At 64.1% G+C, this 25,862-nt stretch carries 22 protein-coding genes and 1 riboswitch; of the genes, 6 read left to right on the forward strand and 16 right to left on the reverse strand.

What is annotated here, in order from left to right; translation table 11 throughout:
• The first annotated feature begins 11 nt into the window (after positions 1–11).
• The 3 genes from xylG (at position 12) to L0U80_RS05635 (ending at position 3,649) form a co-directional block, all read left to right on the forward strand.
• The gene (gene xylG, locus L0U80_RS05625; protein WP_444544278.1) at positions 12–1,598 is read left to right on the forward strand and encodes a D-xylose ABC transporter ATP-binding protein; all 1,587 of its coding nucleotides are present in this window, start codon (positions 12–14) and stop codon (positions 1,596–1,598) included.
• Positions 1,595–2,794 carry a sugar ABC transporter permease gene (locus tag L0U80_RS05630; protein ID WP_233862996.1) on the forward strand — a complete coding sequence of 400 codons (1,200 nt, stop codon included), beginning with the start codon at positions 1,595–1,597 and terminating at the stop codon, positions 2,792–2,794. Before xylG ends, L0U80_RS05630 begins: the two co-directional genes overlap by 4 nt.
• Before the next feature lie 408 nt (positions 2,795–3,202).
• A complete protein-coding gene (locus L0U80_RS05635) occupies positions 3,203–3,649 on the forward strand; it encodes a hypothetical protein (RefSeq protein ID WP_233862997.1) in 447 nt (148 codons plus the stop codon).
• Positions 3,650–3,764: 115 nt separating this feature from the next.
• Here the strand turns inward: L0U80_RS05635 and L0U80_RS05640 are convergent, their stop codons facing one another.
• Both L0U80_RS05640 and L0U80_RS05645 read right to left on the reverse strand, forming a co-directional pair.
• Complete coding sequence (locus L0U80_RS05640) at positions 3,765–5,051, reverse strand: DUF3443 domain-containing protein (RefSeq protein ID WP_233862998.1); 1,287 nt, start codon at positions 5,049–5,051, stop codon at positions 3,765–3,767.
• A complete protein-coding gene (locus tag L0U80_RS05645; protein ID WP_233862999.1) occupies positions 5,048–5,518 on the reverse strand; it encodes a DUF2844 domain-containing protein in 471 nt (156 codons plus the stop codon). Before L0U80_RS05645 ends, L0U80_RS05640 begins: the two co-directional genes overlap by 4 nt.
• 397 nt (positions 5,519–5,915) lie before the next feature.
• On the opposite strand from L0U80_RS05645, the gene bamC reads away from it, so the two are divergent.
• Positions 5,916–7,133: an NlpB/DapX family lipoprotein gene (bamC, locus tag L0U80_RS05650; protein WP_233863000.1), complete on the forward strand. Its 1,218-nt coding sequence runs from the start codon at positions 5,916–5,918 to the stop codon at positions 7,131–7,133.
• Between the two features lie 133 nt (positions 7,134–7,266).
• Here bamC and L0U80_RS05655 read toward each other — a convergent pair whose 3' ends face one another.
• From L0U80_RS05655 to L0U80_RS05675, 5 genes are all read right to left on the reverse strand, one after another.
• Positions 7,267–8,865 (reverse strand): L-lactate permease, encoded by a 1,599-nt coding sequence (locus L0U80_RS05655; RefSeq protein WP_233863001.1) that lies wholly within the window; start codon positions 8,863–8,865, stop codon positions 7,267–7,269.
• 234 nt (positions 8,866–9,099) lie between these two features.
• Positions 9,100–9,525, reverse strand: coding sequence for a hypothetical protein (locus L0U80_RS05660; RefSeq protein ID WP_233863002.1), 426 nt, complete (start codon positions 9,523–9,525; stop codon positions 9,100–9,102).
• 276 nt (positions 9,526–9,801) lie between these two features.
• The gene (locus L0U80_RS05665; RefSeq protein WP_233863003.1) at positions 9,802–10,023 is read right to left on the reverse strand and encodes a YMGG-like glycine zipper-containing protein; all 222 of its coding nucleotides are present in this window, start codon (positions 10,021–10,023) and stop codon (positions 9,802–9,804) included.
• A 217-nt stretch (positions 10,024–10,240) separates the two neighbouring features.
• Complete coding sequence (thiC, locus tag L0U80_RS05670; protein ID WP_233863004.1) at positions 10,241–12,172, reverse strand: phosphomethylpyrimidine synthase ThiC; 1,932 nt, start codon at positions 12,170–12,172, stop codon at positions 10,241–10,243.
• Positions 12,173–12,335: 163 nt separating this feature from the next.
• A riboswitch (TPP riboswitch) is annotated at positions 12,336–12,465 on the reverse strand.
• Between the two features lie 73 nt (positions 12,466–12,538).
• The gene (locus L0U80_RS05675) at positions 12,539–12,946 is read right to left on the reverse strand and encodes a GreA/GreB family elongation factor (protein ID WP_233863005.1); all 408 of its coding nucleotides are present in this window, start codon (positions 12,944–12,946) and stop codon (positions 12,539–12,541) included.
• 625 nt (positions 12,947–13,571) lie between these two features.
• Between L0U80_RS05675 and L0U80_RS05680 the strand changes: the two genes are divergently transcribed.
• A complete protein-coding gene (locus tag L0U80_RS05680; RefSeq protein WP_233863006.1) occupies positions 13,572–14,528 on the forward strand; it encodes an EamA family transporter in 957 nt (318 codons plus the stop codon).
• A gap of 126 nt (positions 14,529–14,654) precedes the next feature.
• Here the strand turns inward: L0U80_RS05680 and L0U80_RS05685 are convergent, their stop codons facing one another.
• The 7 genes from L0U80_RS05685 to L0U80_RS05715 all read right to left on the reverse strand — a co-directional run bounded on the left by L0U80_RS05685 (position 14,655) and on the right by L0U80_RS05715 (position 21,966).
• Positions 14,655–15,866: an MFS transporter gene (locus L0U80_RS05685; protein WP_233863007.1), complete on the reverse strand. Its 1,212-nt coding sequence runs from the start codon at positions 15,864–15,866 to the stop codon at positions 14,655–14,657.
• Between the two features lie 172 nt (positions 15,867–16,038).
• Positions 16,039–16,866 (reverse strand): phosphodiesterase, encoded by an 828-nt coding sequence (locus L0U80_RS05690; protein WP_233863008.1) that lies wholly within the window; start codon positions 16,864–16,866, stop codon positions 16,039–16,041.
• Positions 16,867–16,905: 39 nt separating this feature from the next.
• Positions 16,906–17,946, reverse strand: coding sequence for an ABC transporter ATP-binding protein (locus tag L0U80_RS05695; RefSeq protein WP_233863009.1), 1,041 nt, complete (start codon positions 17,944–17,946; stop codon positions 16,906–16,908).
• Positions 17,943–18,848, reverse strand: coding sequence for an ABC transporter permease (locus tag L0U80_RS05700; RefSeq protein ID WP_233863010.1), 906 nt, complete (start codon positions 18,846–18,848; stop codon positions 17,943–17,945). The genes L0U80_RS05695 and L0U80_RS05700 overlap by 4 nt, the downstream gene beginning before the upstream one ends.
• Positions 18,849–18,868: 20 nt before the next feature.
• Positions 18,869–19,693, reverse strand: coding sequence for an ABC transporter permease (locus tag L0U80_RS05705; RefSeq protein WP_233863011.1), 825 nt, complete (start codon positions 19,691–19,693; stop codon positions 18,869–18,871).
• Positions 19,694–19,707: 14 nt separating this feature from the next.
• On the reverse strand, positions 19,708–20,715 hold the full coding sequence (locus L0U80_RS05710; protein ID WP_233865702.1) for an ABC transporter substrate-binding protein: 1,008 nt from the start codon (positions 20,713–20,715) through the stop codon (positions 19,708–19,710).
• 177 nt (positions 20,716–20,892) lie between these two features.
• Positions 20,893–21,966 carry a substrate-binding domain-containing protein gene (locus L0U80_RS05715; protein WP_233863012.1) on the reverse strand — a complete coding sequence of 358 codons (1,074 nt, stop codon included), beginning with the start codon at positions 21,964–21,966 and terminating at the stop codon, positions 20,893–20,895.
• Positions 21,967–22,655: 689 nt separating this feature from the next.
• On the opposite strand from L0U80_RS05715, the gene L0U80_RS05720 reads away from it, so the two are divergent.
• A complete protein-coding gene (locus L0U80_RS05720; protein ID WP_233863013.1) occupies positions 22,656–23,870 on the forward strand; it encodes a tyrosine-type recombinase/integrase in 1,215 nt (404 codons plus the stop codon).
• A gap of 373 nt (positions 23,871–24,243) precedes the next feature.
• Here L0U80_RS05720 and L0U80_RS05725 read toward each other — a convergent pair whose 3' ends face one another.
• Positions 24,244–24,873 (reverse strand): hypothetical protein, encoded by a 630-nt coding sequence (locus L0U80_RS05725; protein ID WP_233863014.1) that lies wholly within the window; start codon positions 24,871–24,873, stop codon positions 24,244–24,246.
• A gap of 73 nt (positions 24,874–24,946) precedes the next feature.
• The gene (locus L0U80_RS05730; protein WP_233863015.1) at positions 24,947–25,657 is read right to left on the reverse strand and encodes a hypothetical protein; all 711 of its coding nucleotides are present in this window, start codon (positions 25,655–25,657) and stop codon (positions 24,947–24,949) included.
• Between the last annotated feature and the right edge of the window lie 205 nt (positions 25,658–25,862).

Consider the following 25,862-nt stretch of genomic DNA (forward strand, 5'->3'; position numbering starts at 1 on the left):
TTCGCGGGCCTTTGCAGCGAGGCTCTACGAGTATGACCGAACCACTACTGACGATGCGCGGCATCGTCAAGTCCTTTGCGGGCGTGAAAGCGCTCGACGGCATCGACCTGACGGTGCAGCCCGGCGAATGCGTGGGCCTGTGCGGCGAAAACGGCGCTGGTAAATCGACGCTCATGAAGGTGCTCTCCGGCGTCTATCCGCACGGCACCTGGAGCGGCGAGATCCGCTGGGAAGGCGAGGTGCTGAAAGCCGCGAGCGTGCGCGACACGGAGCGCGCGGGCATCGTCATCATCCATCAGGAACTGATGCTCGTGCCGGAGCTTTCGGTTGCCGAAAACATTTTCCTTGGCAACGAGATCACGTTGCCGGGCGGCCGCATGAATTACGCGGCCATGTATCAGCGCGCCGACGAACTGCTGCGCGAACTGAACATCGACGCGATCAATGTCGCCGAGCCGGTGATGAATTACGGCGGCGGCCACCAGCAACTCATCGAAATTGCCAAGGCGCTCAACAAGCGCGCGAAGCTGCTGATTCTCGACGAGCCGTCGTCGTCGCTTACCGCCGCCGAAACGAAAATCCTGCTCGACATCGTGCGCGATCTGAAGCGGCGCGGCGTGGCATGTGTGTACATCTCGCACAAGCTCGAAGAAGTCGAGGCCGTGTGCGACACGGTGACGGTGATCCGCGACGGCAAGCACGTCGCCACCGAGCCGATGCAATCGCTCAACAAGGACCGCATCATTGCGATGATGGTGGGCCGCGAGATCCGCAACCTGTTTCCGCGCGAGCCGCACGACATCGGAGACGTCGTCTTCGAGGCGCGCAACGTGACCTGCTACGACGTGGCGAATCCGCGTCGCAAGCGCGTCGACGACGTGTCGTTCGCGGTGCGGCGCGGCGAGATTGTCGGCGTGGCCGGGCTCGTTGGGGCAGGGCGCACGGAAACGATGCAGGCGATCTTCGGCGCCTATCCGGGCGCATGCACGGCAACCGTGCTGCTCGACGGCAAGCCGTTGAAGATCCGCTCGCCGCTCGACGCGATTCGCGCCGGCATCGCGATGGTGCCCGAGGACCGCAAACGTCACGGCATCGTGCCGCAACTGGGCGTGGGCCACAACATCACGCTTTCGGTGCTGCAGCGTTTCGCGAAACACGGACGCATCGACACGGCCGCCGAACTCGACACCATTCGCAACGAAATGCAGCGCCTCTCGGTGCGCGCGGCCAATCCGATGCTTTCGATCGCGAGTCTCTCGGGCGGAAACCAGCAAAAAGCCGTACTGACGAAAATGCTGCTCACCGACCCGGTCGTGCTGATCCTCGACGAACCCACGCGCGGCGTCGACGTCGGGGCGAAGTACGAAATCTACAAGCTCATGTTCCAGCTTGCCAAACGCGGCGTGGCGATCGTGATGGTGTCGTCGGAGTTGCCCGAGGTGCTGGGCGTCAGCGACCGCGTGCTCGTGATCGGCGAGGGCGAGTTGCGCGGCGATTTCGTCAACGAAGGCCTGACGCAGGAACACATTCTCGGTGCCGCGATCCGCAGCACGCGCCACCACCCCAACGTTGAAACTGAAAGAGCGAGTGCAGCATGACCCCCGACGTCACTTCACAACCCGCGCGCGATGATGCCGCAAATGGCGGCAGCAGCTTCGGCATGCGTGCCCGGCAGCTCTTCGCGCGCTACAAGATACTCGCGCTCCTGCTCGCCGTCGCCGCGATCTGGGTGTTTTTCTCGGCGCTCACGCACGGCGCGTTTGTTACGCCGCGCAACGTGTCGAATCTGCTGCGGCAGATGTCGATCACCGGCATGCTCGCGTGCGGCATGGTGTTCGTCATCATCGCAGGCGAAATCGATCTCTCGGTTGGCTCGCTGCTCGGTTTGCTCGGCGGCGTGGCGGCGATTCTCGATGTGAACCGCGGCTGGCCCATCGGCGCGACGGTGCCCGTCGTGCTCGCGCTTGGCGTGCTCGTCGGCATCTTCAACGGCTGGTGGTCCACGTACCGGCGCGTGCCGTCGTTCATCGTCGGGCTTGGCGGCATGCTTGCGTATCGAGGCATCCTGCTCGGCATCACGGGCGGGTCCACGATTGCGCCCGTGTCGGACAACTTCGTCTTCCTCGGTCAGGGCTATCTGCCGCGGCTCGCGGGCGACGCGCTCGCGGTGGTTCTGTTCGCGCTGCTCGCGCTTCTCACGGTGCGCCAGCGCGCGAACCACCGGCGCTATCAACTGCCGGTCGCGCCGATGTGGCAGGACCGCGTGAAGATCGTCGGCGCGGGAGCCATCGTGCTCGCGTTCGTGGTGATGCTGGACAGCTACGGCGGCATTCCCGTACCGGTGCTGCTCCTGCTCGCGCTGCTCGGAATCTTCACCTGGATCGCCACGCAGACGGTGTTTGGCCGGCGCATCTATGCGGTCGGATCGAATCTCGAAGCGACCCGCCTTTCGGGCGTCAACACGAACCGCGTCAAGCTCGTGATTTTCGCGTTGATGGGACTCATGTGCGCGTTCGGCGGTATCGTCAACACGGCGCGTCTCGCTGCGGGCTCGCCCTCGGCCGGCAGCATGGGCGAGCTCGACGCGATCGCGGCGTGCTTCATTGGCGGCACGTCGATGCGCGGCGGCTCGGGCACGGTTTACGGCGCGCTGATCGGCGCACTCGTGATGGCGAGCCTCGACAACGGGATGTCGATGCTCGACGTCGATGCGTACTGGCAGATGATCGTGAAGGGCGGCATTCTCGTGCTCGCCGTGTGGATCGACGTGGTGTCGGGATCGAATCGACGTTGATTGGCGGCGGCTGAAAACCCGACCAGCCACAGCACTAGTTAGTTCTCCAGGGCGCGCCTGAACGCGCATTTGGGCGAGACGGATGTCTCGCCCTTTTTTCTTTTTGATCGCGCGTTGCAGGCAGCGCGCGGTTGTCTTCTGTTCCTGCCAACATCGTTTCGCCCTGTGCGGCAACGCGATGGTCATGCCGCGCGAAGCCTTCGCCGATTCTGTCTGCGCTTTGCCAGGGATGTTTCGTTTTCAGTGCCCACGCGTGTGACGAACGAGATCGAAGACTGCGTTCGCGCTTCGTTCGTGAATGCACCACGGGTTCGCGCGTCAAGCGTGTCAAACGAGCGAGCCGCCGCCGTCGCGCGAGGTCCCTCGGCCCTTGGGCTACAATTGCCGCAGCCTGAAAACGGAACAGTAATGAATACACGGAAAGCATGCTTCGCCGGCCTCATGGCCGCTGCCGCTCTGCTTGCAGGATGCGCCGCGCAGTACCGCAATACCGGCGCGTGCGAGCAGGAAATGCGTCGCCGCCTCGTCGATGCGTCGCAGGGCGAGCTTTCTGTCACGAATCGCGCGGTCGCTCATCGCGGCAGCCGCGTCGTTGTCGAAGGCCATCTCGACAAGGCACCCGATGCCGCCAAGGCCACCACTACGGCCACCGAGGCCGCAGCGGCCGCCGCAGTCAAACTGAAGCCCGCTACGCCGGCCGAAGCCGTTGCGCAGAAACTCGGCATCAAGAAGCCTGAGCGCACGCCCGCCGCCGCTGAGTGCACGTTCGACGAGGCCGCTCTCAAGTCGTTCCGCTGGCTCGCACCGGCGGCGCTCGCGAAGACTACGCCCGATCCGGGCGCCTCGGCGGACTGACGCCGCGCACGCCGCTCTATCGCAGCGGCGCGACGCTCGCAGCGTCAATGCACAGGCACATCGACACGCGACCGGCCACGCGCGGTCCGCGTGTCACTCGCCGCAAAAACACACCTCAAAACGCGAAGTACGGTCCGTTCCCTACGGACGTCAGTTGTCCCTCGATCGCCGTGAAAACGGTCTTTCCGAAGAAGAACGGCAAGCCCCATCCGAACGCGCTGCCGTTGTAGGCCGCGAGGTTGCTGTACGCCCAGTTGTTTGTGTTGAAGAGCGTCTGGGCGTTCGCGACAGTGAACGTCGTGGAAGCCGCCACGCCGTCCGTGCCATTGATCGTCGCCGAGAGGCTAAGCGGCGAACTCGGGCAGAGCCACCCGCCGCTGCATAGCGAAGCTGTCGAACTCGAAAAGAAGAAGGCGTTCGAGCCGCTGTCCAGATAGCTCCTCGTATAGACCGCGCCGTCCGAAGTGGTGGTCTTCACGTAGCCCGTCGACTTGTTCGTGCGCAGGACCGTCGCCGAGCCGAGCACGTTGTTGGCCTGGGTGCCGATGCCGAATGTGAGCGTGCCGGTGACGGCGGCCGCGCCGTTGCTTCCGACCGTGGGCAGGGTGATTTCGACACCGTTGTTGTCCGTGGCGAATGCGGCGACGGGATTGGCTACCTGATGCGCCAGCGGCTGGGCACTCGGGTTGCAGGTGCCCGAGGCGCACGCGTAGTACCACGGCGTTATCACCATGTTCGCGCAGCTCGTGCCGCAATCGGCGTTGAAGAGCCCCACGCCGAGGATGCCGTTCACGTGCAGCGTGGACGCGTCGTCCATCGCTATGGCGCTGGCGCTCGAGCAGGAACTGGGCGCGGTGGAGGGCACCGCAGGATCCGCGATCACCTGAATCGGCAGCGACGCCGCCGCTTCGCCCGCGAGCTTCACGTCCGCGAGACGCACGGCGCCCCACGTGTAGCCGGATCCGAACACGAGGCACTCGCCGGCCACGCTCGTGCCCGAGCCCGCGTTCACCGCGGGCAGCGTCATGCCGGACGGCAGCGCCGAAGCGAGCAGGCGAAGGCCCGCCGAACCCGTGTCGACCTGAACGTTGTCGATGGTCGTGCAGGTGGGCGTGTTCGGCACGCAGACGGTGACGCTCGTCGTGAGCATGTTGGGTGTCCGCGTCGCCAGCTGTCCGACGTTTACCGCTACCTGGTTGGGCGTCGTGGATTGCGCGACGGCGTACGTGGTCGGGTTGTTTGCGCCCGTGCTGGGCGTGACGTTAGACGACGAGCCGCCGCTCGTGGTGGCGGAGCCCGTCGAACTGTCGCCCGAGCCGCCGCCTCCGCAGGCGGCGAGCGTGGCGCAGAGCAGAAGGGCGAGCCACAGCGCGCGGGCAGGTGAGCCACGGCGACCGGTCATTGCAGGTCTCCTTCGCTCACGTGCGCGGGCAGCGCGGCCGGCAGCCATGCGCGGCCCACGTAGCTGCGCATCTGGCCGCCCGTTTCGACGATGACGTCGGTCTGATCCACGTGAGCGTTGTGCAGATTGCCGGGCTGTGTCGCAAGCACAGCGGCCGCGCCGCTGCGATACGACGCGTAATGACGGCCGAGCAGCGTCTGCAGGTTCGGCATCGTCGGCCCTTCCCACGAATACGCGAAGATCTCGTTGTTCGTCGGAGCGATGTACTCGTTGATCGTCGTGCCGCCCGCGTCGACGTAGCTGAGAACGCGTGCCGCACCGCTTGCGATCGTGCTCGTGGTCGCCCCTGCGATGGGTGTGGCGGTGTCGCCGAGCGCCGCGTGAGCGGGTGTGGCAAGCCACAGGCCCGCAGACAGGCAGGCGCAGACCGCCAGGTGGTCCGCCCGGCTGGATTTTCTGGTTGTCATGAAACTCTTCCGATTTGTTCTGCTTGTTGGCTTATTTTTGAGATTTGAGCCGAACAATAGCATCGGGACGTTTCGTGCAAACGAGGATTACGGCTCGCGTCGCACCACGCGGACGTTGGTCAGGCGCGATATTTTTTTAATGCATTGATGCAAAAGGGGAAATTCCATTTTCCAGTCGCGGCGTGGGCTTTCTTGAATTGTTGAATAACGTTAAAAGGGCGCTAACCAAGGCCTGTCAGACGCCGCCGCGGCTGCCGCGACAGCCCGCGGCGTCGCGGTTTTTGCACAGGGGCTTCCGGGACCGGTAGAATGTCTGGTTATTCCACGGAAACTGGCCGTGGTGTAGTCGCAGGATCGCCGAGGATCACCCCAGGATCACCCCAAGGATTACCCGAACATGAGTGAGTTTCATCAACGTCTTGCCACCCGTGGTGTCGCGCTCCTGATGGTGGGCGGGCTGGTCGCCGGCTGCAGCTCGCCGTCGCCGACGAAGATCGATTACCGCAGCGACGCGAAGGCGAAGCAGTCGTCGCTGGCCGTTCCGCCGAACATGCTGGACGAAACGTCGGACCAGCGCTCACTGCCGCCGCAGGGCGGCGAGACGTCGCTCTCGTCGCTCAAGCAGGTCCAGCAGGACGCACCGCCGTCCGACTCGACGCAGGTGCTCCCGCAGGTGCCGGGCATGCATATCCAGCGTGACGGCACGGAAAGCTGGCTCGTCATCGACAACAAGACGCCGGATCAGGTCTGGCCGCAGGTGCGCCGCTTCTGGCAGGAGCAAGGTTTCCTGCTGGTGGTCGATCAGCGCGACAAGGGCGTCATGGAGACCGACTGGAACGAAACGCACCAGAAGATCAGCGACGGCCTCATCCGCAACACGCTGTCGTGGGCCACGGGCAATTCGTATGTCTCGGCGGAGCGCAACAAGTACCGCACGCGTCTCGAAACGTCGTCGGCCGGCGGCACGTATATCTTCATCAGCCAGAAGGGCCTGAGCGAGCAGCTCAGCGGCACGAACAACGACAGCACCAAGTGGGTGCCGAAGCCCAACGATCCGGCGCTCGAGACCGAATATCTGAAGCGCCTCATGGTGACGCTCGCGCGCGCCAAGCCGGGCGTGCCCGATGCGCAGATCGCGGCCGAAGAGGACGCGAAGGCCAACCCCGCTGCGGCGAAGTCGAAGGGCACGGACGCGGCGGCTGCCGCCGTCGCGGCCCAGAACGTCGCGAATGCGGGTCAGCAGGCTGGGTCCGGCGACGCGGGCGGCCAGTACACGTCGACGGAACTCACGCTCAGCGAGCCGTATGACCGTGCGTGGCTGCGTGTGGGCGTTGCGCTCGACCGCGCGAACTTCACGGTGGACGATCGCGATCGCACGAAGGGCATCTACTACGTGCGCTACGTCGACCCGAAGGACATGACCTCCGACGAGCAGGGCTTCTGGAACCAGATATTCCATGGCCGCAAGGAGAAGGAGGCGAAGCAGTACAAGGTGAACGTGCGCGCCGTGACCGAGAACCAGACGCGCGTGGCGATCGTCGACGACAGCGGCCAGGTCGACCAGTCGCGACCGGCTCGCGAGATCATGGGCCTCGTCGTCGCGGAACTGCATTAACGTTCTTAGCGACTTCAACGCGTTCAAGGCCTTCGGAAACCGAACAGGTTTCTCCAGATCAGGCCTCCAAAGAAAAACCCGTCAGCGCATTGCGCCGGCGGGTTTTTTTACGCTTGCAGCGAGCCGCGATCGATCAGTGCGGAATCATCCAGGTGAACACGTTTTGCTGGAGCCACACGAGGATGCCGAGCAGCACGGTCAACAGGATCGAGTGCTTGAACGTCTTTGCGAACACGTGACCTTCCTTGCCCTTGAGGTCCGTGGTGGCCACGCCCGTCGAGATGTTCTGCGGCGAGATCATCTTGCCCATCACGCCACCGGACGAATTGGTTGCCGCCATCAGGATCGGGTTCAGGTTCAACTGCTTGGCGGCCACCACCTGCAGGTTGCCGAAGAGCGCGTTGCCCGAGGTGTCGCTGCCCGAGAGGAACACGGCCACCCAGCCAAGGAACGCCGACACGAGCGGGAAGAACGCCCCGACCGACGCGACTGCGAGACCGAGCGTATAGGTCATCCCGGCGTAGTTCATCAGGAAGGCGAGGCCCACGATCGTTGCCACCGTGAGGATAGCGATGCGCGTCTGCAGCCAGGTTTCGCCGATCGCAGCCACGTATTCAGACGGCTTGATCCGCACGACGAACGCCGTAATGATCCCGGCGACGAGAATGGCGGTGCCAGTTGCGAGCGGCTGGAAGTCCCAGATCGCGCCGTAAGGCGTGTTGTAGAGCGTGATGAACACGGCCTTGTCGAGGCCCGGCCAGGGGATCTTCACTTCGCCAATCGTGAACACCTTCAAGATGGTCCAGAGGATCACGACCACCGACACGATAATCCACGGATACCAGCCCTGGGCGTTCGAGACGTGATTGCGCACCTCCTTCGCGCGATCGACCTTGATCGCGAATTGCGGATCGGGGGCCGGCTTCCACACGCGCAGGAACACGATCGTGAGGATCAGCGAGACGAGCGACGAGAGCACGTCGGTGAGGCTGTAATTGATGAAGTTCGAGGTGACGAACTGCGTGAGCGCAAAGCTGCCGCCCGAGACGAGGAGCACCGGCCAGATGCGCAGCATGCCACGCACGCCAGCGTAGACGCCGATGACGTAGAACGGCAGCACCAGTGCGAAGAACGGGAGCTGGCGGCCGACCATTTGTCCGAGCACGTCGGAGGGCAGGTGCGTGACGGCGCCGAGCACGGTGATCGGCACGCCGAGCGCGCCGAACGCGACCGGTGCGGTGTTGAAGATTAGCGTGAACGTGAGCGCTTCGAGCGCCGGGAAGCCGAGCATGATGAGCAGCGAGCTCGTGATCGCGATCGGCGTACCGAAGCCTGAAATGCCTTCGAACAGCGCGCCGAACGAGAAGCCGACCACGACGAGCACGATGCGCCGGTCATTGGGCAGATTGTCGAGCAGCCACATGCGGAACGCCGCAAAGCGGCCTGAACGTAGCGCGATGTTGTAGAGCAGGAGCGCGGTGACGACGATCCACATGACGGGCCACAACGCGAACACAACCCCCGCGGCAACCGAGTTGAGTGCGAGGCTGACCGGGAACTGCCACGCGACGATGGCGACGATCAGGCCGACCACGAGGCCCGCGAGCGAGGCTTGCCACGCGGGGCGCCGCGCCCAGCCAAGCAGGGCGAGCACGGTGATGATCGGCAATGCGGCAACGATGAACGACAGAAATAGTGAATTGCCGACGGGAGTCAACAACTGGTGGAACATGGCATCTCCTTTTTTGTACTGGTTCGAATCAGTGCGCGAGATTCCACTTGGTGCGCCGTAGGGGCTGCAAGGACGGTGGTGTAAGTAATATGGTGCTTCAATCCCCGATACCCACAGGTAGCATATAAGGGACGGCCCAGGCGTCAAGCAGGGTAAGTACGGTCGTACACGAAACATGGCGCGGAACTGGCGGCTGCACCAGCGAGGCGGCCTCGTGGAGGAGGCATGCCGTTGTCAGTGATGCCAGCGTCCGCCGCCGCTCCGGTAACTGAAGCCGAAGGAGACGGCCGGCGAACCCCAGCCCCATCCCCAACCACCGCCCCATCCCCAACCCCAGGCTGGCCAGGGGTAGTACGCGGGCCAGGCAGACCAGACGGGGTACGCGGGCGCGGCGATCGCGACGGGTTGCGGCGAAAAAAGTGGCCCCGGGTATTGGGCATCGGGCACTGCGTTGGGTGCAGTGCTCATCGTCCCGGTCGCGACGGGCAGGGTGTCGGAATACGGTGGGGCGCTGAATCCGGCCGGGTAGAAATAGCAGCCCGATAGCGCCAGCCCAACACCGAGCGGGCAAGCCCATCCCGCGCTTCGGACCAGCGTGAGCGCTGTGCTCAGACGGTGTGCTGGAGCGGGGCAGGCGAAGACCACAGACGGGCGCGACATGACGGACTCCAAGAGCTGGCGGCGGTCGCCCGCGGTTGTGCGCGGGTTGAGTGCCAGCTGCGACGCTGGGCGCGAACGCTATCGATCGAGCTTACGCTGTACACCCCGCCTTTGTGTTGCGCAACCGTTACCGCAAGTTTCGTGCAATTGCATTGCCCAAAAGAAATGCGGCGCATCCCGTGAACCGGAGATGCGCCGCGCAGCCTCTCTGATGATGCTGTTATGGCCTGTCGTCGTGATGTTGTATCCGTCGTTATGCGGAAGTCCCGCGTGCGGTTACTTGCCGACCTGATTGCCGATGATGCCGCCCACCGCCGCGCCGCCGACCGTCGCGAGCGCACCGCCGCCGAGCACCGCGCCCGCCAGGCCGCCCGCACCTGCGCCGATGATCGTATCGCGGTCGCGTCTCGACATGTTGTCGCAAGCGGACAAGCTGGCGATCGCTGTAACGAGCGCGGTGAGGGTTACGAGAGTGCGTGCGCGTGCGAGGGTTTTCATTTTGGGCTCCGTGTTGATTGCTAGCGGTATGCCCTGCGCAGAACGCAGGGCGCACCTCCGATAGATCTATCGTATCGAGCAATCCCGTATCCGGATGTGCGCGTTTGTCAAAGAGCCGTTGGATTCGTAAAAGTATGTTTCGCGCCTTGAAGAAGCAAAACGGCGGGTGCGACGAAAGTCGCACCCGCCGTGGGTCTGTCATACAAGTCGAGGGCTATTACTGGCGATGGTAGATCTCGCCACCCTGCTTGATGAACTCGACAGCCTTCACTTCCATGCCCTTTTTCAAGGCCTCGTCGTCGCTCATGCCCTGTTTCGCAGCGAAGTCGCGCACGTCCTGCGTGATCTTCATCGAGCAGAAATGCGGACCGCACATCGAGCAGAAGTGCGCGACCTTCGCCGAGTCCTTCGGCAGCGTCTCGTCGTGGAATTCGCGCGCCTTGTCCGGGTCGAGGCCGAGGTTGAACTGATCTTCCCAGCGGAATTCGAAGCGCGCCTTCGACAGTGCGTTATCGCGCACCTGCGCGCCCGGATGACCCTTCGCGAGATCGGCCGCGTGCGCCGCGAGCTTGTACGTGATGATGCCTTCCTTCACGTCGGCCTTGTTCGGCAGGCCGAGGTGTTCCTTCGGCGTGACGTAGCAGAGCATCGCGGTGCCGAACCAGCCGATCATCGCGGCGCCGATGCCCGAGGTGATGTGGTCGTAGCCCGGCGCGATGTCGGTGGTGAGCGGCCCGAGCGTGTAGAAGGGCGCTTCCTTGCACCAGTCGAGCTGCAGGTCCATGTTCTCCTTGATGAGCTGCATCGGCACGTGGCCCGGACCTTCGATCATCACCTGCACGTCGTGCTTCCACGCGATCTGCGTGAGCTCGCCGAGCGTCTTCAGTTCGCCGAGCTGCGCTTCGTCGTTGGCGTCGTAGATCGAGCCCGGACGCAGGCCGTCGCCGAGCGAAAAGCTCACGTCGTAGGCCTTCATGATCTCGCAGATGTCTTCGAAGTGCTCGTAAAGGAAGGACTCCTTGTGATGAGCAAGACACCACTTGGCCATGATCGAACCGCCGCGCGAGACGATACCCGTCATGCGGTTGGCCGTGAGCGGCACGTACTGCAGGCGCACGCCCGCGTGGATCGTGAAGTAGTCGACGCCTTGCTCGGCCTGTTCGATCAGCGTGTCGCGGAAGATTTCCCACGTGAGGTCTTCGGCCTTGCCGTTGACCTTTTCGAGCGCTTGATAGATCGGCACCGTGCCGATCGGCACCGGCGAGTTGCGGATGATCCACTCGCGCGTCTCGTGAATGTGCTTGCCGGTCGAAAGATCCATGACCGTGTCGCCGCCCCAGCGGATCGCCCACGTCATTTTGTCGACTTCCTCGCCGATCGACGAGGTCACCGCCGAATTGCCGATGTTCGCGTTGATCTTCACGAGGAAGTTGCGGCCGATGATCATCGGCTCGCTTTCCGGGTGGTTGATGTTCGCGGGGATGATCGCGCGGCCGCATGCAATTTCATCGCGCACGAATTCGGGCGTGATCTCCTTGAGCGCGTTCGCGCCGAAGGCTGCTGCGCCAAACGCTTGGCCCGAGTGCTGGCGGCCCATCATCGCGGCGAGCTTCGCGCCGTTCGGGCCGCTCGATTTGAGGCTCTCCAGATACTCGGCGCGGCGCTGGTTTTCGCGGATCGCGATGAATTCCATTTCCGGCGTGACGATGCCCTGACGAGCGTAATGCATCTGCGTGACGTTCTTGCCGGCCACTGCGCGGCGCGGCGTGCGATGCAGGCCCGGGAAGCGCATTTCGGCGGTGGCCGCATCAGCGGCGCGCTCACGGCCGTATTGCGAGGTCAGGCCCGGCAACGCTTCCGTGTCGCCGCGCGACTCGATCCAGCGCTGGCGGAGGGCAGGCAAGCCCGCGCGAATATCGATCTTCGCTTCGGGATCCGTGTACGGACCGGACGTGTCGTAGACGTAGATCGGCGGATTTTTTTCGCCACCGAAGCTGTCGGGCGTGTCGGCCTGCGAGATTTCGCGCATCGGCACCCGGATATCGGGTTGCGAACCGGTCACGTAGATTTTGCGCGAATTGGGCAGCGGGGCCACCGCAGCTTCATCGACGTGCGCGTTGGCGGAAATGAATTTCGGGTTCGCGTTCATGCGACTTTCTCCTTTGTCGACCGGAGTAAGTGCTGTGAGATCTGAATTGATCGGGTCGCACTCGCTCTGGTCCCTTGCAAAGCTATGTGGGAACAGCGGCTTAGCAGGAGAAGAGACGGAACGTGGACGGAATTCGCAATGAAGAGGTGACGCCGGGGCGCTGCTGCGAATTCCGGACGCATCCCTGCGCTGGCATTATCCAGATCAGGTTCAAAGGGTATTTCTCACCCGCGTGACGCGCAGCCCGGCTTTCGCTCGTAGCAACGCATGACGCAGGACCCCCGCGTAAGCAGGCCAAACGATACACCGCACCCCGACGATCTGGCAAGGGCATCTTGATGTAGATCGTGTTTGCGGCGCGATGCATTACAGCGTGAAATCGTCGGATGCTTCAGGCTGGAACAGGATCTGGTCGATCCGGAGCTTTTGCTGCGCGCCGCTTGGCGGCATGAAGCGCACGGTGTCGCCGCGCTTGAGTCCGAGCAGTGCGAGACCTGCGGGTGAGAAAACGTTGAGCCGTCCGGCCTCGAAATCGGCGTTGCGCGGGTAGACGACGGTCCACGTAATCGCTTCGCCGGTTTCGTCGTTTCTCAGCGTGACTTGCGAATTCATCGTCACGATGTTCGCGGCGATTTCGCGCGACGTGACAATCTCCGAGTTTTCGAGCAACTCGCCGAGCATGGGTTGGCGCGTGTGCGCGGTGGCGGGCTCGGCGGCGCACTTTTCGAGGCGGGCGACGTCGAGTTCGGTGAGGTGGCGGATTTTCCTGGTCATCGCGGTTCTCCTTTGTCGGCCGGAGTTAGCGCTTTAGCGCTTACTCCGGCCCCATGCAAAGCGGTCGACCCGAGTTAGCGCTTCAGCGCTTACTCTGATCCCATAGCGTACGGCGCTTTGATCCTTCATTGGGGCGTGAGTGATCGGCCCGGAGCCTGACCGAACGGCTCCGCGTAGTAGAGAACTGTTCAGGCCGGACGCCGGGCGGCGATAAGCGGGGTGGCGGTGCGGGACGGGGACGGGCGCAACGCGACGGATGTGGCTTTCCGGACGTGCACGTTCGCGCTGCAGCGAGGGCGTGGCGGTACCGGCACAGCGGAGCACAACGTCGAGTAGGGCATAACCACTGAAAGCAAAAAGAAAGGTTTGCCCATGTTAGCACGTATGCCACCTCTCGGAGGAAGCGCGCCGTCGGGCGCGCTTTCGCTTCGCGGGAAGCACGAGCTTCGACGGTGACCGCATTGGCCGAAACGGTGTGTGGCGTGTTTGGCGGCGCGGCCGTCCGCCTTTTGGCCGCTATCGCAACACGGATTTTTCATTGCGGCATCATGCCAACGAGATTCATGCGTTCCGCCGCACGCGTGCCGGGATGCCGTGAGTTCGCGTCGTCGCTCTGGGCCGTGCCATGATCTCGCCTTCCCATCCGGTTTTTGGCCTCGCCCAGTCCGCGGCCAGCAAACTGTGGACGTTCTGTAGCTCGCTCCGGTTACCGCGCTCGCCCCGCGGTCGTATCACGCTATCGCTCGCGGTCGTTTATGTCGTCTGGGGTTCGACGTATCTGGGCGTGCACGTCGCGCTAGAGTCCTTTCCTCCGCTGCTGCTTTCAGGCTCGCGCAACCTGCTTGCGGGCATCGGTCTCTTCGTGTTCGCCATGCGCGGCAGGCCCGCCCGGCCGCCCCTTCTCCAGGTGCGCAACGCGGGTGTCGTCGGGGTGTTGCTAGTCGGTTTTTCAGGCGGCATGCTCGCCTACGGCATGCGCACCGTCGGCACCGGCACAGCGGCCATGATGGTCGCGACCGTGCCGCTCTTCGCCATGGTGATTGCTGCCGCCACGGGGCATCACATTGCGCGGGCCGAATGGGTGGCGGTGGCGCTTGGGCTCGTCGGCGTTGGTGTTCTGAGCCACGGCGGGACGAGCGGGACGGCGGGCGGTTCGCTCGCGGTCCTGTGCGGCGCGCTGTTCTGGGCGATCGGCGCGCATCTGGCCGGGCGGTTAGAACTGCCGTCTGATCTGTTCCTTGCCACTGCGGTGCAGATCGGCCTTGGCGGTGCCATCTCGACGCTCGTCGCCTGGGTCAGCGGCGAGCGCATGATGACGCTGCATTTCCTGCCGGCGCTCGCTTTTATTTACCTCACGCTGGCCGGCACCATGGCTGGGTTCGTCGCGTACGGTTACCTGATCCGGCACACGAGTCCGCTCATCGCGAGCAGTTGCATGTACGTGAATCCGGTTGTGGCGGTCGCGTTGGGAGCGTTGTTGTTGGGCGAGCCTGTGACGACGGGCACGGTCGTCGCGATGATCCTGATTCTCGGCAGCGTCGCGCTTTCGTTCCTGTTCGACGATCGCCGTCGCGGGGGCTGACGCCTCGTGCCTGATGCCGCTCGTGCGGTAAAACTGCGGGGCTGCAACAACGCTTCATAAGCAGCGCAGGTGCACGAGCGCGCCTGCACGCGCTATGCGGCTGGCTAATCCGTTGGCCGATAGCGCTTACGTTGCCTGCGCGCCTTGCCCGGCGTCGGGGCGCATGCCGAGGTGAACCACGCCCGCGAGCGCGGTGAACGCAAGCCCGGCTGCACAGACGCCGAGCCAGCCGAACGCATGCCACGTTGCCGCGCCGATCGCGGAGCCGATGGCGCCGCCGATGAAGTACGCGACCAGGTACACCGTATTGACCCGGCTGCGCGCCTCGGGGCGCAACGCGTAGATGCGCGACTGGTTCGATATCTGCGCGGCCTGCACGCCGACATCGAGCACGATCACGCCGATCGCGAGGCCGGCGAGGCTCTTGCCCGAAAACGAAAAGATGAGGAACGCGAGCACGACGAGCACGAGCGCGAACGTGATGATGGCGCGCGGGCCGCGCTTGTCGGCAAAACGTCCCGCGATCGGCGCCACGAGAGCGCCCCCGGCACCGACGATGCCAAAAAGCCCGGCCGCCTGCGGCCCCAGGTGGAACGGCGCGCCGGCGAGCAGCAGCGCGAGCACCGTCCAGAACATGCTGAATGCGCCGAACAGGAAGGCGCCGGTGGCCGCGGCTTCGCGCAGGCCGCGCAGCTCGACGGTGAGGTGCCACATCGAAACGAGCAGCTTGCCGTAGCTGAGCGTGGACGTGGGCCGGCTGCGTGGCAGCTTCAGAACGACGACTACCGCAAGCCCGAGCAGCACGACGATCGTGGAGCCGAACACGGCGCGCCAGCCGAAGTACTGACCGATGAAGCCGGCGGCCGTTCGCGCGAGCAGGATGCCGATCAGGAGGCCGCTCATGACGGTGCCCACGGCGTGGCCGCGCGCCTCGGGCGGCGCGAGTTCGGCGGCGAAGGGGACCGCCTGCTGCGCGATGGTCGAGAGCACGCCGATTGCGAGGCTCGCGCCGATCAGCACGGTGAGCGTCGGTGCCGTGGCCGCGACGAAGAGCGCGACACAGACGCCTGCGATCTGCAGCAGGATCAGGCGGCGGCGGTCGAAGCGGTCGCCGAGCGGCGCGAGCAACAGCATCCCGGAGGCGTAGCCGAGCTGGGTCGCGGCGGGCACTGCACCGATCCACGCGGCACCTGCGGGGAAGGTCTGGTGGAAGTCGTCGAGTAGCGGCTGGTTGTAGTAGATGCTCGCGACCGAAACGCCCGCGATGATCGCGAGCAGGATGAGGAGGCTTGAGAGCGACTGGCCGTTGCCGGCAGGCGCGGAATCGGATACGGACATGGAGTCTGGATGGAACGTGCGGCGCCCGGAGAGACGAAAGGCGGGAATCGAGGGAGCCGATCATACCGGAGCGAGGCCGATCGTGCTGGCGGGGGTGGGGGCAGCGGCGTGTGCAATGCGCGAACGGCGGCGTTCGCGCGCGTCAGGGCTGCCTCCGGCGCTCGCAGCCTGCTCAGACGATCAGTTCGCCCGAAGATTCGTGAAACGGGTATGGTCCATCGGATCCATCGACGTACGCGTGGTGCGTGACGACGCCGCTGTGCGAATCGTAGCGATGCAGTGCGAACGCGGGTGGTTCGAGCGTGAACGTGGACGGCGCGTCGGCCGAGAGATCGAGTGTCACCTGATGCGCGGGCGCCGGCACCGCCGAAGCGATCGTGCCGCCGAAGCGCGCGAACATCGGCCGATGCACGTGGCCGCAGATTACGCGCTCGACGTTCGGGTGTCGCGCGATCAGCGCTTCCAGTGCCTTGGCCGCGTGCGCGTCGAGCCGGATCGCGTCCATGTGGCCAATGCCGCAATCGAACGGCGGGTGATGCAACGCGACGATCACAGGACGCGTGCGCGCAGCGTCGAGTTGTGTCTCGAGCCACGCGAGTCGCGCCTCGCATAGCGTGCCTGCGCTTTGCCCCGGCTGCATGGAATCGAGCGCAATCAGGCGCACGTCACCAATGTCTGCGGTGTATTGCACGAACTCGCCGCCGACACGCAGTTCGGCGCGTTCCGGAAAAACTTCGCGCAGCGCTTCACGACCATCGTGGTTTCCGATCAGCAACCAGTACGGAATCTCCAGCGTGGCGAGCAGCGTTTTGAGGTGACGGTATTCGTCGGCATTGCCGCAATCGACGAGATCGCCGGTCATGACGACCGCGTCCGGGCGCGGCACGAGCGCGTTCAGCCGCGCGATCGTGCGCTCAAGGCTCGCGGCCGTATCTACGCGCCGGTAGGCAAGCGCGCCGGGTTGTTTGATGTGCAGGTCGCTGATCTGGGCGAGCAGCATGGGCGTCCTCTCAAAGTAAGCGTCGATAGCGGTGAAGGTTCAGGCGAGGGCAATCAGCGCGTCGGGGGCGATCGACAGGCCAACCGGCGTTCCTCGGGCCAGTTCGATACGGCCCGCCACGTCGACGATGAGCGCATCGGGTGCGGCGCCGCCAATCGTGAGCCGCGTGCGTTCGCCGAGGAATGTCGCTTGCTCGATCATCCCGCGCAGGTGCGCGGTGGCAGGCTCGGTGAGCGCGGCGTCCTCGGGGCGAAAGTACAGTTCGCTCGCGCCAGCCGTCCGCGCTGCTGTGGCGGGCACTGCGCCGCCAGTCGTATGCAGCATGCCGTCTTGCCATTGTCCTGCGATACGGTTCAGCGTGCCGACGAACTGGGCGACCGCGCGGCTCGCCGGACGATAGTAAATCTCGCGTGGTGTGCCGATCTGCTCGATGCGGCCCGCGCTCATCACAACGACGCGGTCGCCGAGTTCCATCGCTTCGGCCTGATCGTGCGTGACGTACACGGTCGTCACACCCAGCTCGCGCAGGAGTGTGTTCATTTCGCCGCGCAAGGCGTCGCGCAGGCGTGCGTCGAGGGCCGTGAGTGGCTCGTCGAGCAGCAGCACGCGCGGGCGCGGCGCAAGTGCGCGGGCGAGCGCGACGCGCTGGCGCTGACCGCCCGAAAGCTGGTCGATGGGTTTGTCGGCGTGCGCTTCGAGACGCATCATCGCCAGCAGTTCGTTCACGCGCTGGCGCGCCGCATCGGCGGCGACCTTCTGGATCTTGAGGCCATAGCCGATGTTGCCCCGCACCGTGAGATTCGGAAAGAGCGCGTAATTCTGAAACACCATGCCGACCTTGCGGCGCTCGATGGGCAGCGCAGTGACGTCGTCGTCGCCGAATGCCACGCGTCCGCCCGCATCGGGCGTCTCGAGCCCGGCGATCAATCGCAGCGTCGTGGTCTTGCCGCAGCCGGACGGCCCGAGCAGCACGAGCGTCTCGCTTGCGCCGATCGAAAGATCGACCGGCTCGACGACGCGTGTGCCGCGATACGTTTTCGCGCAGCGCGTGAGCGTGATCGGAATGGAATCGAATTTCATCGGGAATCCTTATGACGACGCGACTTGCTTTCGAATCTTCCGCCGGACGCGTCCACGCCGAGCCACTGCATCGCCACGAGCAACGGCATCGTCATGATGAAGAAGAGGATCGTGTAGGCGCTGCCGACCTCGATCCGGAGCGACGCGTAGGTATCGGCGAGGCCGACCGGCAGCGTCTTGGTGTCGGGCGTGTGCAGCATCCAGGTGAGATTGAATTCGCCGATGGAAAGCGTGAGCACCGCAAGCGCACCCGCGACAATGCCGGGCCGCGCGTTGGGCAGCACGATCGTGAAAAAGCGCTGGATAAAGCTCGCGCCGAGGCTCGCGGCCCCTTCCTCGAGCGTGCGCAGATTGGCCGACGCGCAAACGGCCGAAACGGGCCGCACCATGAAAGGCAGCGTGAACACCACGTGGCCGACCACGATGAACGCGGCGCTCATGCGAAACGCCGTGAAGCCGCCGTAGACCACGAGCAGCGCAAGTGCCGACGCGAGACCCGGTAGCGCGACGGGCATGACGAGCAGTTCCTCGATCCATCGCGAGGCGCGTGTGCGACTGCGCGCAAGTGCGTAGCCGGCGGGCACGCCTGCGAAGAGCGTAATGAGGAGCGTAGCGGCGGCGACTTCGAGCGACAGGAACACGGACCCGTGATATTGCGTCCACACCTGATCGAGCCAGCGCAACGTCAAGCCGCTCGCGATTCCGCGAAAGTAGTTGACCGTGAGGCCCGCGACGATCGACATCACGACAGGCACGATCAGAAACGCGCAGGTGGCGAGCGTGACGCACCATTGCGCGCACGCGATCCAGGCGCGGGCGGAGGGTAGTGCGAAGCGGGGCGAACGGGCAGCGGGCGGCTGTTCCTGCAAATCCGGCGCAGCGGGTGTGATGAGTGAATCCATGCTGGCGTCCTCGATTTCGCTTACGCGGTGGCTGCGACGGCCGCGCCGGTCAGGCTGCGCGCGACCGAAAGCACGGCCCACGTCACGAGCCCGAGCACAATCGACAGACCGGCTGCCGTCACCATGTTCGCGTTGAGCGTGAACTCGGAGTAGATGGTCATCGGCAGGACGTCGATGTCGGTAGCGAGCGTGAATGCCGTGCCGAACGCGCCCATTGCCGTCGCGAAGCACACGGCGCCTGCTGCGATCAGGCCGGGCGCGAGCGCGGGCAAAATGACGTCGCACAGAACGCGCCAGGACGAGGCGCCGAGCGAACGTGCCGCTTCCTCGAGCGACGTGTCGAGCTGCGTCGCGCAGGCCATCACGGTCACGATCACACGTGGAATGGAAAAGTACAGATAACCCGCGAAGAGTCCGGCCATCGAGTAGGCGAATACCCAGCGCTCGCCGGTCAGTCGCAGCGACAGGGCGCCGATCAACCCCTGGCGTCCCGCGAGCATGATCACCATGAAGCCGACTACAACACCCGGAAACGCGAGCGGAAACGTAAGCAGCGCAAGCAGCGCGCGGCGCCCGGCAAACTGGCGCCGTGCGAGCGGCAGCCCGCAGATCGTCGAGATCACCAGCGTCGCTGCCGTGACCGCTGCAGAAAGCAGGATCGTCGCGAAGAGGCTCCTCATATAACGGCCATTCGTGAGCAGAGCGCGATAAGTCTCAACGAAATGACCATCCGCGCTCACCTGGACGAGCGAGACCATCGGTAGCAGCCAGAACGCGAGGAAGATCGCGAGCGCGGGCGCGACGAGCGCCACGCGCCAGCGCAGCGGAAACGTGAGGTCGTGCATGAAGGTTCGCGGGATCAGTGCATGATCTGCAGGTAGCGTTCGCCGAATGCCTGCTGCTGCGCAGCCATCTTCGCAAAGTCGACCGGCTTCGCGCGCGCGTAGTCGCTTGCGGGCAGGAATTTCGTGGCGGCCTCGGGCGACAGTGCGCTCGCGCGAACCGGACGCAGATACGCGTTGGCCCACAGCTTCTGGCCTTCGTCGGAGAGCACGAAGTCGAGCACCTTCTTGCCGTTGTCGGCATGCGGGCCATTCTTCACGAGGCTCATCACGTACGGCACCGAAATCGTGCCTTCCTTCGGAATCACGAATTCGACGTTGGCGTGATCCTTGTACTTCGCGCGATAGGCGTCGAAGTCGTAGTCGAGCAGGATTGGAATCTCACCAGAGAGCACGCGCGCATAGGCGGTCTGCTTCGGCACGATCGGCTGGTTTGCCTTGAGTTTGCCGAACCACTCGAAGGCCGGCTGGAAGTTGTCGAGCGTGCCGCCGAGCGTGAGATTCACGGCCACTGCACCCGCATAGCCTACGAACGCGCTCGACGGATCGAGGTAGCCGATCATGCCTTTGTACTCGGGCTTGAGCAGGTCGGCCCACGAACGCGGCACCGGCTTGCCTTCGAGCGCATCTTTGTTCACGAAGAAGCCCAGCGTGCCCGAATGGATCGCAAACCAGTAACCCTGGGGGTCCTTAAGATCGGTCGGAATGTCGTCCCAGTGCGCGGGCTTGTATGGTGCGATCACGCCCTTGTCCTTCGCCTGGAACGCCGACGAGACACCCAGATACACGACGTCCGCGACCGGACTCTTCTCTTCGGCCATCAGTTGCGCGATTGACTGGCCCGAGTTCTTGTTGTCGAACGGCACGCGAATGCCGGTCTTCTGCTGGATCGCCTGGATCTGGCTCGCCCAGTCGGCCCATTCGGGCGGGCAGTTGTAGCAGATGGCGGTTTGCTCGGCGTGGGCCGTGGCGGGCACCACGAAGCCGGCGGCAAGCGAGATCGACACGGCAACTGCGAACGGCAGCGCACGCGATGCTCGCTTGAACGGGACCGCAAGCGCGCGCAGGGCGGCGCCAACAGAAGCGCCGGAAAGCGAACCGGCAAAAGCGAATCGTCGAGTCAAGGCGGGTCTCCAGACTGGTTGAAAAACGGTTGTGTGGGATGTGACTCCCGCTTTCTGGCTTGTGCGGCGTTTAAGGCGTCACGGGAAATCGACATCATCGCCGTCGCGTGCCTTGTTCGCGGCATGGACAGCGTGGACGAGCGGCGCGTTCGCGATCGCCGCGATCGTGCCGCCTTCGCGCAGCGTGTGCGGCAGCGTGAACCCGAGCGATGCGCTCGCATGCTCGCCACCGATGCGTGCCATCAACTGCTGCCACGCGGACCGCCCGATCGCGCGGTTCGGCGTGCAGATGCTCGCGAGCGGCGGCGCGAGCAACTCGCCTACGGTGAGGCCGTCGAAGCCGAGGATCGACATGTCGTGCGGCACGCGCATGTGTACGCGGCGCAGGCCGCGCATCACCACCATCGCCAGCAGGTCGTTGCTGCAGAAGAGGGCAGTGGGACGCTGCGGGCCGCTCGTCAGATGAGCGAGCACCGAGGGCGCGAGTTCGTCGGCGTTGAAGTCGATTTCGAGCGGGGGCGCGGGAATGAGTCCCGCCTGCCGCATCGCGAGCGAGTAGCCCGCGTGGCGCTGGCGCGCGCGGTCGGATGCCGACAGGCGGCCTGCCAGCATCAGAATGCGTCGATGGCCATGAGCAATCAGCATGCGCACGCCGTCGCTCGCGGCCTGATGGTTGTCGACCGACACCGATGGGCGGCGTTTCGTGTCGTTGTGCATCAGCACGTAGAGCGGGCCGTTGTCGTCGAGTTCGTCGAGCAGGGGATGCGTATCGGCATCGGTCACGGTCAGGATCAGGCCTTCGACGCGTTGCGCGCGCAACGTTTCTATCGCACGGCGTTCACGCTGCTCGTCATATAGCGTGGTCATCAGCATGAGCCGGAAGCCTTGCGCGGCGGCGAGTTCGTCGATCCCCTGCAGGCATTCCGTGAACACGGGATTCGCCAGCGTGGGCAGTACCACGCCGATGAGCCGCGTGCGCTCGCCGCGCAACTGGCGGCCGAGGGGGCTCGGGTGGAACTTGAGCGCGTCGATGGCTTCGCGCACCTTGGCGAGCGTGACGGGATTGACCGTGTGGGGCGCGTTGATCGCCCTTGACACGGTGGCGATCGAGAATCCGGCGTGTGCAGCGACATCCTTGATGGTTGGTGTCATGCGTGCGTCCCCGGGCGTTGAAAACGTTTTCGATGGCCGGATTATGGAAACCGCATGTTACGGTTCGATGACGGCTCGAGTTTGGGGAGGGAGTGGGGCAATGGTAGAATCGCGTCCGCCCTTGCCGGGGTGATGAAATTGGTAAACATAGCGGACTTAAAAACGATTGAGTGCCCGACCGGAAACGGCCGGTGCAGAACCCCTCAAATTCGGCGAACCCCCTGGGTCTATGCGCGTGAGCGCATGCGGCACCGAGGCAACGCCGAGCCAAGCCGGCTGCCGCGCGTGCGCGATGGCGCGGAAGGTGTAGAGACTAGACGGGGGGCGCCTAAGGCTACGCGCGGCGCGGAAGAAGCGGCGCGTGGCGACGGCGAAGGCATAGTCCAGCGCACGAACGCGCGCGAAATGACGCGCGCGGCGTCGAAAGACGTAGTGTGACGAAAATCCGCCGCCTCACGGCTTGCCGGTTCGAGTCCGGTCCCCGGCACCAAGTACTCTCCAAACGATACCAACGGTTCACAACAAAACCCCGCCAGATAAGCGCTTGCGGGGTTTTTTGTTGCTATAGTTCCCAAAGGTTTTCAAACGCCAGCGACCCCCAATCGGGGGTTTTATTGGGGGTTCCTTCGCCGAAAACTGCCAGTCAGCGAAAAAGAACCCCCGGCACACCGAAATCCACGGAGTACGCCATGGCCCTCACCGATATCTCGATCCGAAATGCGAAGCCGATTGACAGGCAGCAAAAGCTGTTCGACGGCGGCGGCCTCTTCCTTCTCGTCAAGCCATCGGGCAGTAGGCGATGGGTTCTCAAATACCGCTTCGCTGGCAAGGAAAAGAGTCTCGCGCTCGGCGTCTACCCGGAGGTGTCGTTGTCGGAGGCGCGCAAGCGGCGCGACGAGGCCCGCGACAAGCTGGCGGCAGGCACCGATCCGGGGGAGGCAAAGAAGACCGACAAGCGCGCCGCTCGCCTCGCTGCGTCCAATTCGTTTGAGGCGGTCGCGCTGGCATGGATGAAAGAGCGCGGTGAATTGGTCGAGGTCGGCCAGTATGAAAAGACCTTGGCCCGGTTTAAGAATGACGCGTTCCCGTGGCTCGGCAAGCGGCCCATTACCGAGATTGACGCGCCCGAAGTCTTGGCGGTCATCAAGCGCGTCGATAGCCGAGGCGCACGTTTTACCGCCCATCGGCTACGCAGCGAAGTCAGCCGGGTATTCCGCTACGCGATCAAGGAAGGGCATTGCAAGAGCGATCCGGCGCGAGACCTGATCGGCGCAATTCCGCCGGCACAAACCACCCACTTCGCCTCGATTACAGAACCGGCCAAGGTTGGCGAGATGCTGCGCGCGTTCGACGGCTTTACTGGCACGTTTCCAGTGCTGTGTGCGCTCAGGCTCGCGCCCATGCTATTCGTGCGGCCCGGCGAGCTCAGGCAGGCTGAATGGACGCAGATCGATCTGGACAGGGGAGAGTGGCGCTATCGCGTCACGAAGACGAACACAGACCATCTCGTGCCGCTTGCCGCGCAAGCCGTGACGATCCTGCGCGAGCTGCAAGCCCTCACCGGGTCAGGCCGCTACGTGTTCCCTGGCGCGCGCGATCGCAAGCGTCCCATGAGCGAAGCGGCAGTCAATGCGGCCTTGCGGCGGCTCGGTTACGACACGCGCACCGAGATAACCGGCCACGGTTTCCGCGCGATGGCGCGCACGATCTTGCACGAGGAGTTGGAGCAAAAACCGGAAGTGATCGAGCATCAGCTCGCGCACGCCGTCCCGGACAACCTTGGCGGCGCCTACAATCGCACGCGGTTCATCAAAGAGCGGCGCGCGATGATGCAGAAGTGGGCGGACTATCTCGACCGGCTCAAAGCCGGCGCCGAAGTCATCCAGCTCAACGCGGCACGATAACGGCTGGCGTATGCAGCCCGGCACCTGAACAAACCTGAACATTCCCGGCAAACGAAAAGCGCCCAAAGAAGGCGCTTTCGGTCCTACGGCTGGCGGCGTATCCGCTCCCAGCCTCACGTCTTTGGCGGCTCGCTCAGGGTCGCCAGTCGGCGGATTTTCAGCGCCATCACCAGATAACGTGCCGTCCATCCGGAGATCGGCGTGTGACCCTTGACCCAGCGGCTCGCGGTGAGAATCGAGGTACTATCCAAGCCGGCGGGCCCGAAACGTAGTACCCGCCTCCGCCATGGCGAAAACGGGATGGGCTGCTGATGCGGGGTTTCCGGTTTCCCGACACAACAAAACCGGCCAGACACGGTTTTCCTCTCTCTCGCTACTGCCTTCGCTCGGCCTCGGCGAGCCAATCCACTTGTCCATAGCGGTACCCGGGCCATTCATTCGCAACGGTCGTTTCGCGTTTCAGAAGCCGTCGTGCAATCGCTGCCAGCAATGCGATGTCATCACGGGAACGCACTTCAATGGGGGCGATCAGGTCTACAGCCGTCGCCCACCGGTACAAACTGACGCGCATCGATGGGCGAATGTCCAAGTCAATACCGCTCCGCGTCAGCTCATCCTCACGCGCCCGCAACGCGTCGAAGTAGTCAGACCACGCGGGAGGGGTCCGGCCGCCGGCAATCCCAATAACCTTCTTTCTCGACCGGCCCAGCTTGCGGTATTTCTTCTCGCCGCCCTCGTGCCGCCAGTGCGGTGCAGGCGGCGGAATCTCTGCCTGTGCACGGTCTTCTATCGCGTTGCTGTACACGTATCGCGGATGTACCCAATGTACGATCACACGGCGGTCGTTCAGGATGAAGCCAACGTCATCCCACCAGGACAGATCCTCCCTGCGTTCGTCCAAATAAGCGTGCGGAATACGCAGGCCGTTTTCAAGCCGCCATTGGTGGTTACGGTGATACTCGCGGGCCTTGTGCCGCAAGCTTTCGATGTGACGATTTTTCATTCGTGGAATTTACCGTGATTGGGCGGGGCCTCGGAATTGTGACCTTAGACATTAAGTCGTCCGATGCTGCGCCTTATCGAAACACGTGACCATATCGAAGGAACAGATGTCGCTGCGACGGCCGCATATGGGCGCACACCCTCCGAAAGCGGTTAGGAGCGCACCGCCGTACCCACTTTCCGGCACGCGGCTGAAAGTCCGGTGGGATGCTTGCAACGGCGTCAAACACCGATGGCTGGCGGCGCACGGTGGCCTCTGCGCGGGCGAGCCGCGCATCGAGTGTGGTCGGCTGGATTGCGAAATACCGGGCAATCGCGCCGCTGTCACCGTCGAATTGGTCGAACACGTGGTAATAGGCTACCGCTTCGGAAAACTGGCCCGCAACAACCCTCGCGATTTCCGAGGCGTCGTCCTTAAGCTGCGCAGCGATTTGTGGCTCGTATTGCAGAGGGCTGGCTAGTCGCGCTGAGATGGAGTTCTCATGGAACTCGCCGTTGTCGTCACGCTCGTCTTGATCCAGCCGTACCGCGAAGCGCATTACCCGATTCACGAAGCGTCCGAACAGCTTGTGTAGCCGTGCAACAACCGATTCCTGCAGTTCAGTATCCTCCGGCTCGATTGTGCCGCCGCGTTCCGAACTGATCTCGTCGGCGATGATCCATGCCTCGCTCTTCAGATCGTCCACCGTGTATTCGCCCCGACTGAGCTTGGCGATATACCGGAGATGCCGGAGTATCGGAGCGATGAAGCGATCGAAGGAGGACTCGTCGTTCCGCTGGGCCATGGCATCACCTTTCCGGAGAGAGGACCGAGAAGGTGAACTTTGCCGGTATACCGATCCGTATCCTCGGCGCGTGAGCCATAAACCTGAGCCCGATCAAAAAAGTCGCTCCGAGCGGAGCGGCTTCACGTGCCCGTCTTTCCGGGCTGCCAGTTCGTGCTGTAGTGCGCCGGTATTCCCGGCCCCGGCGCGGGCGAATTATCAACGG

The sequence above is a fragment of the Paraburkholderia adhaesiva genome, from assembly GCF_021390575.1.
Classification (GTDB): domain Bacteria; phylum Pseudomonadota; class Gammaproteobacteria; order Burkholderiales; family Burkholderiaceae; genus Paraburkholderia; species Paraburkholderia adhaesiva.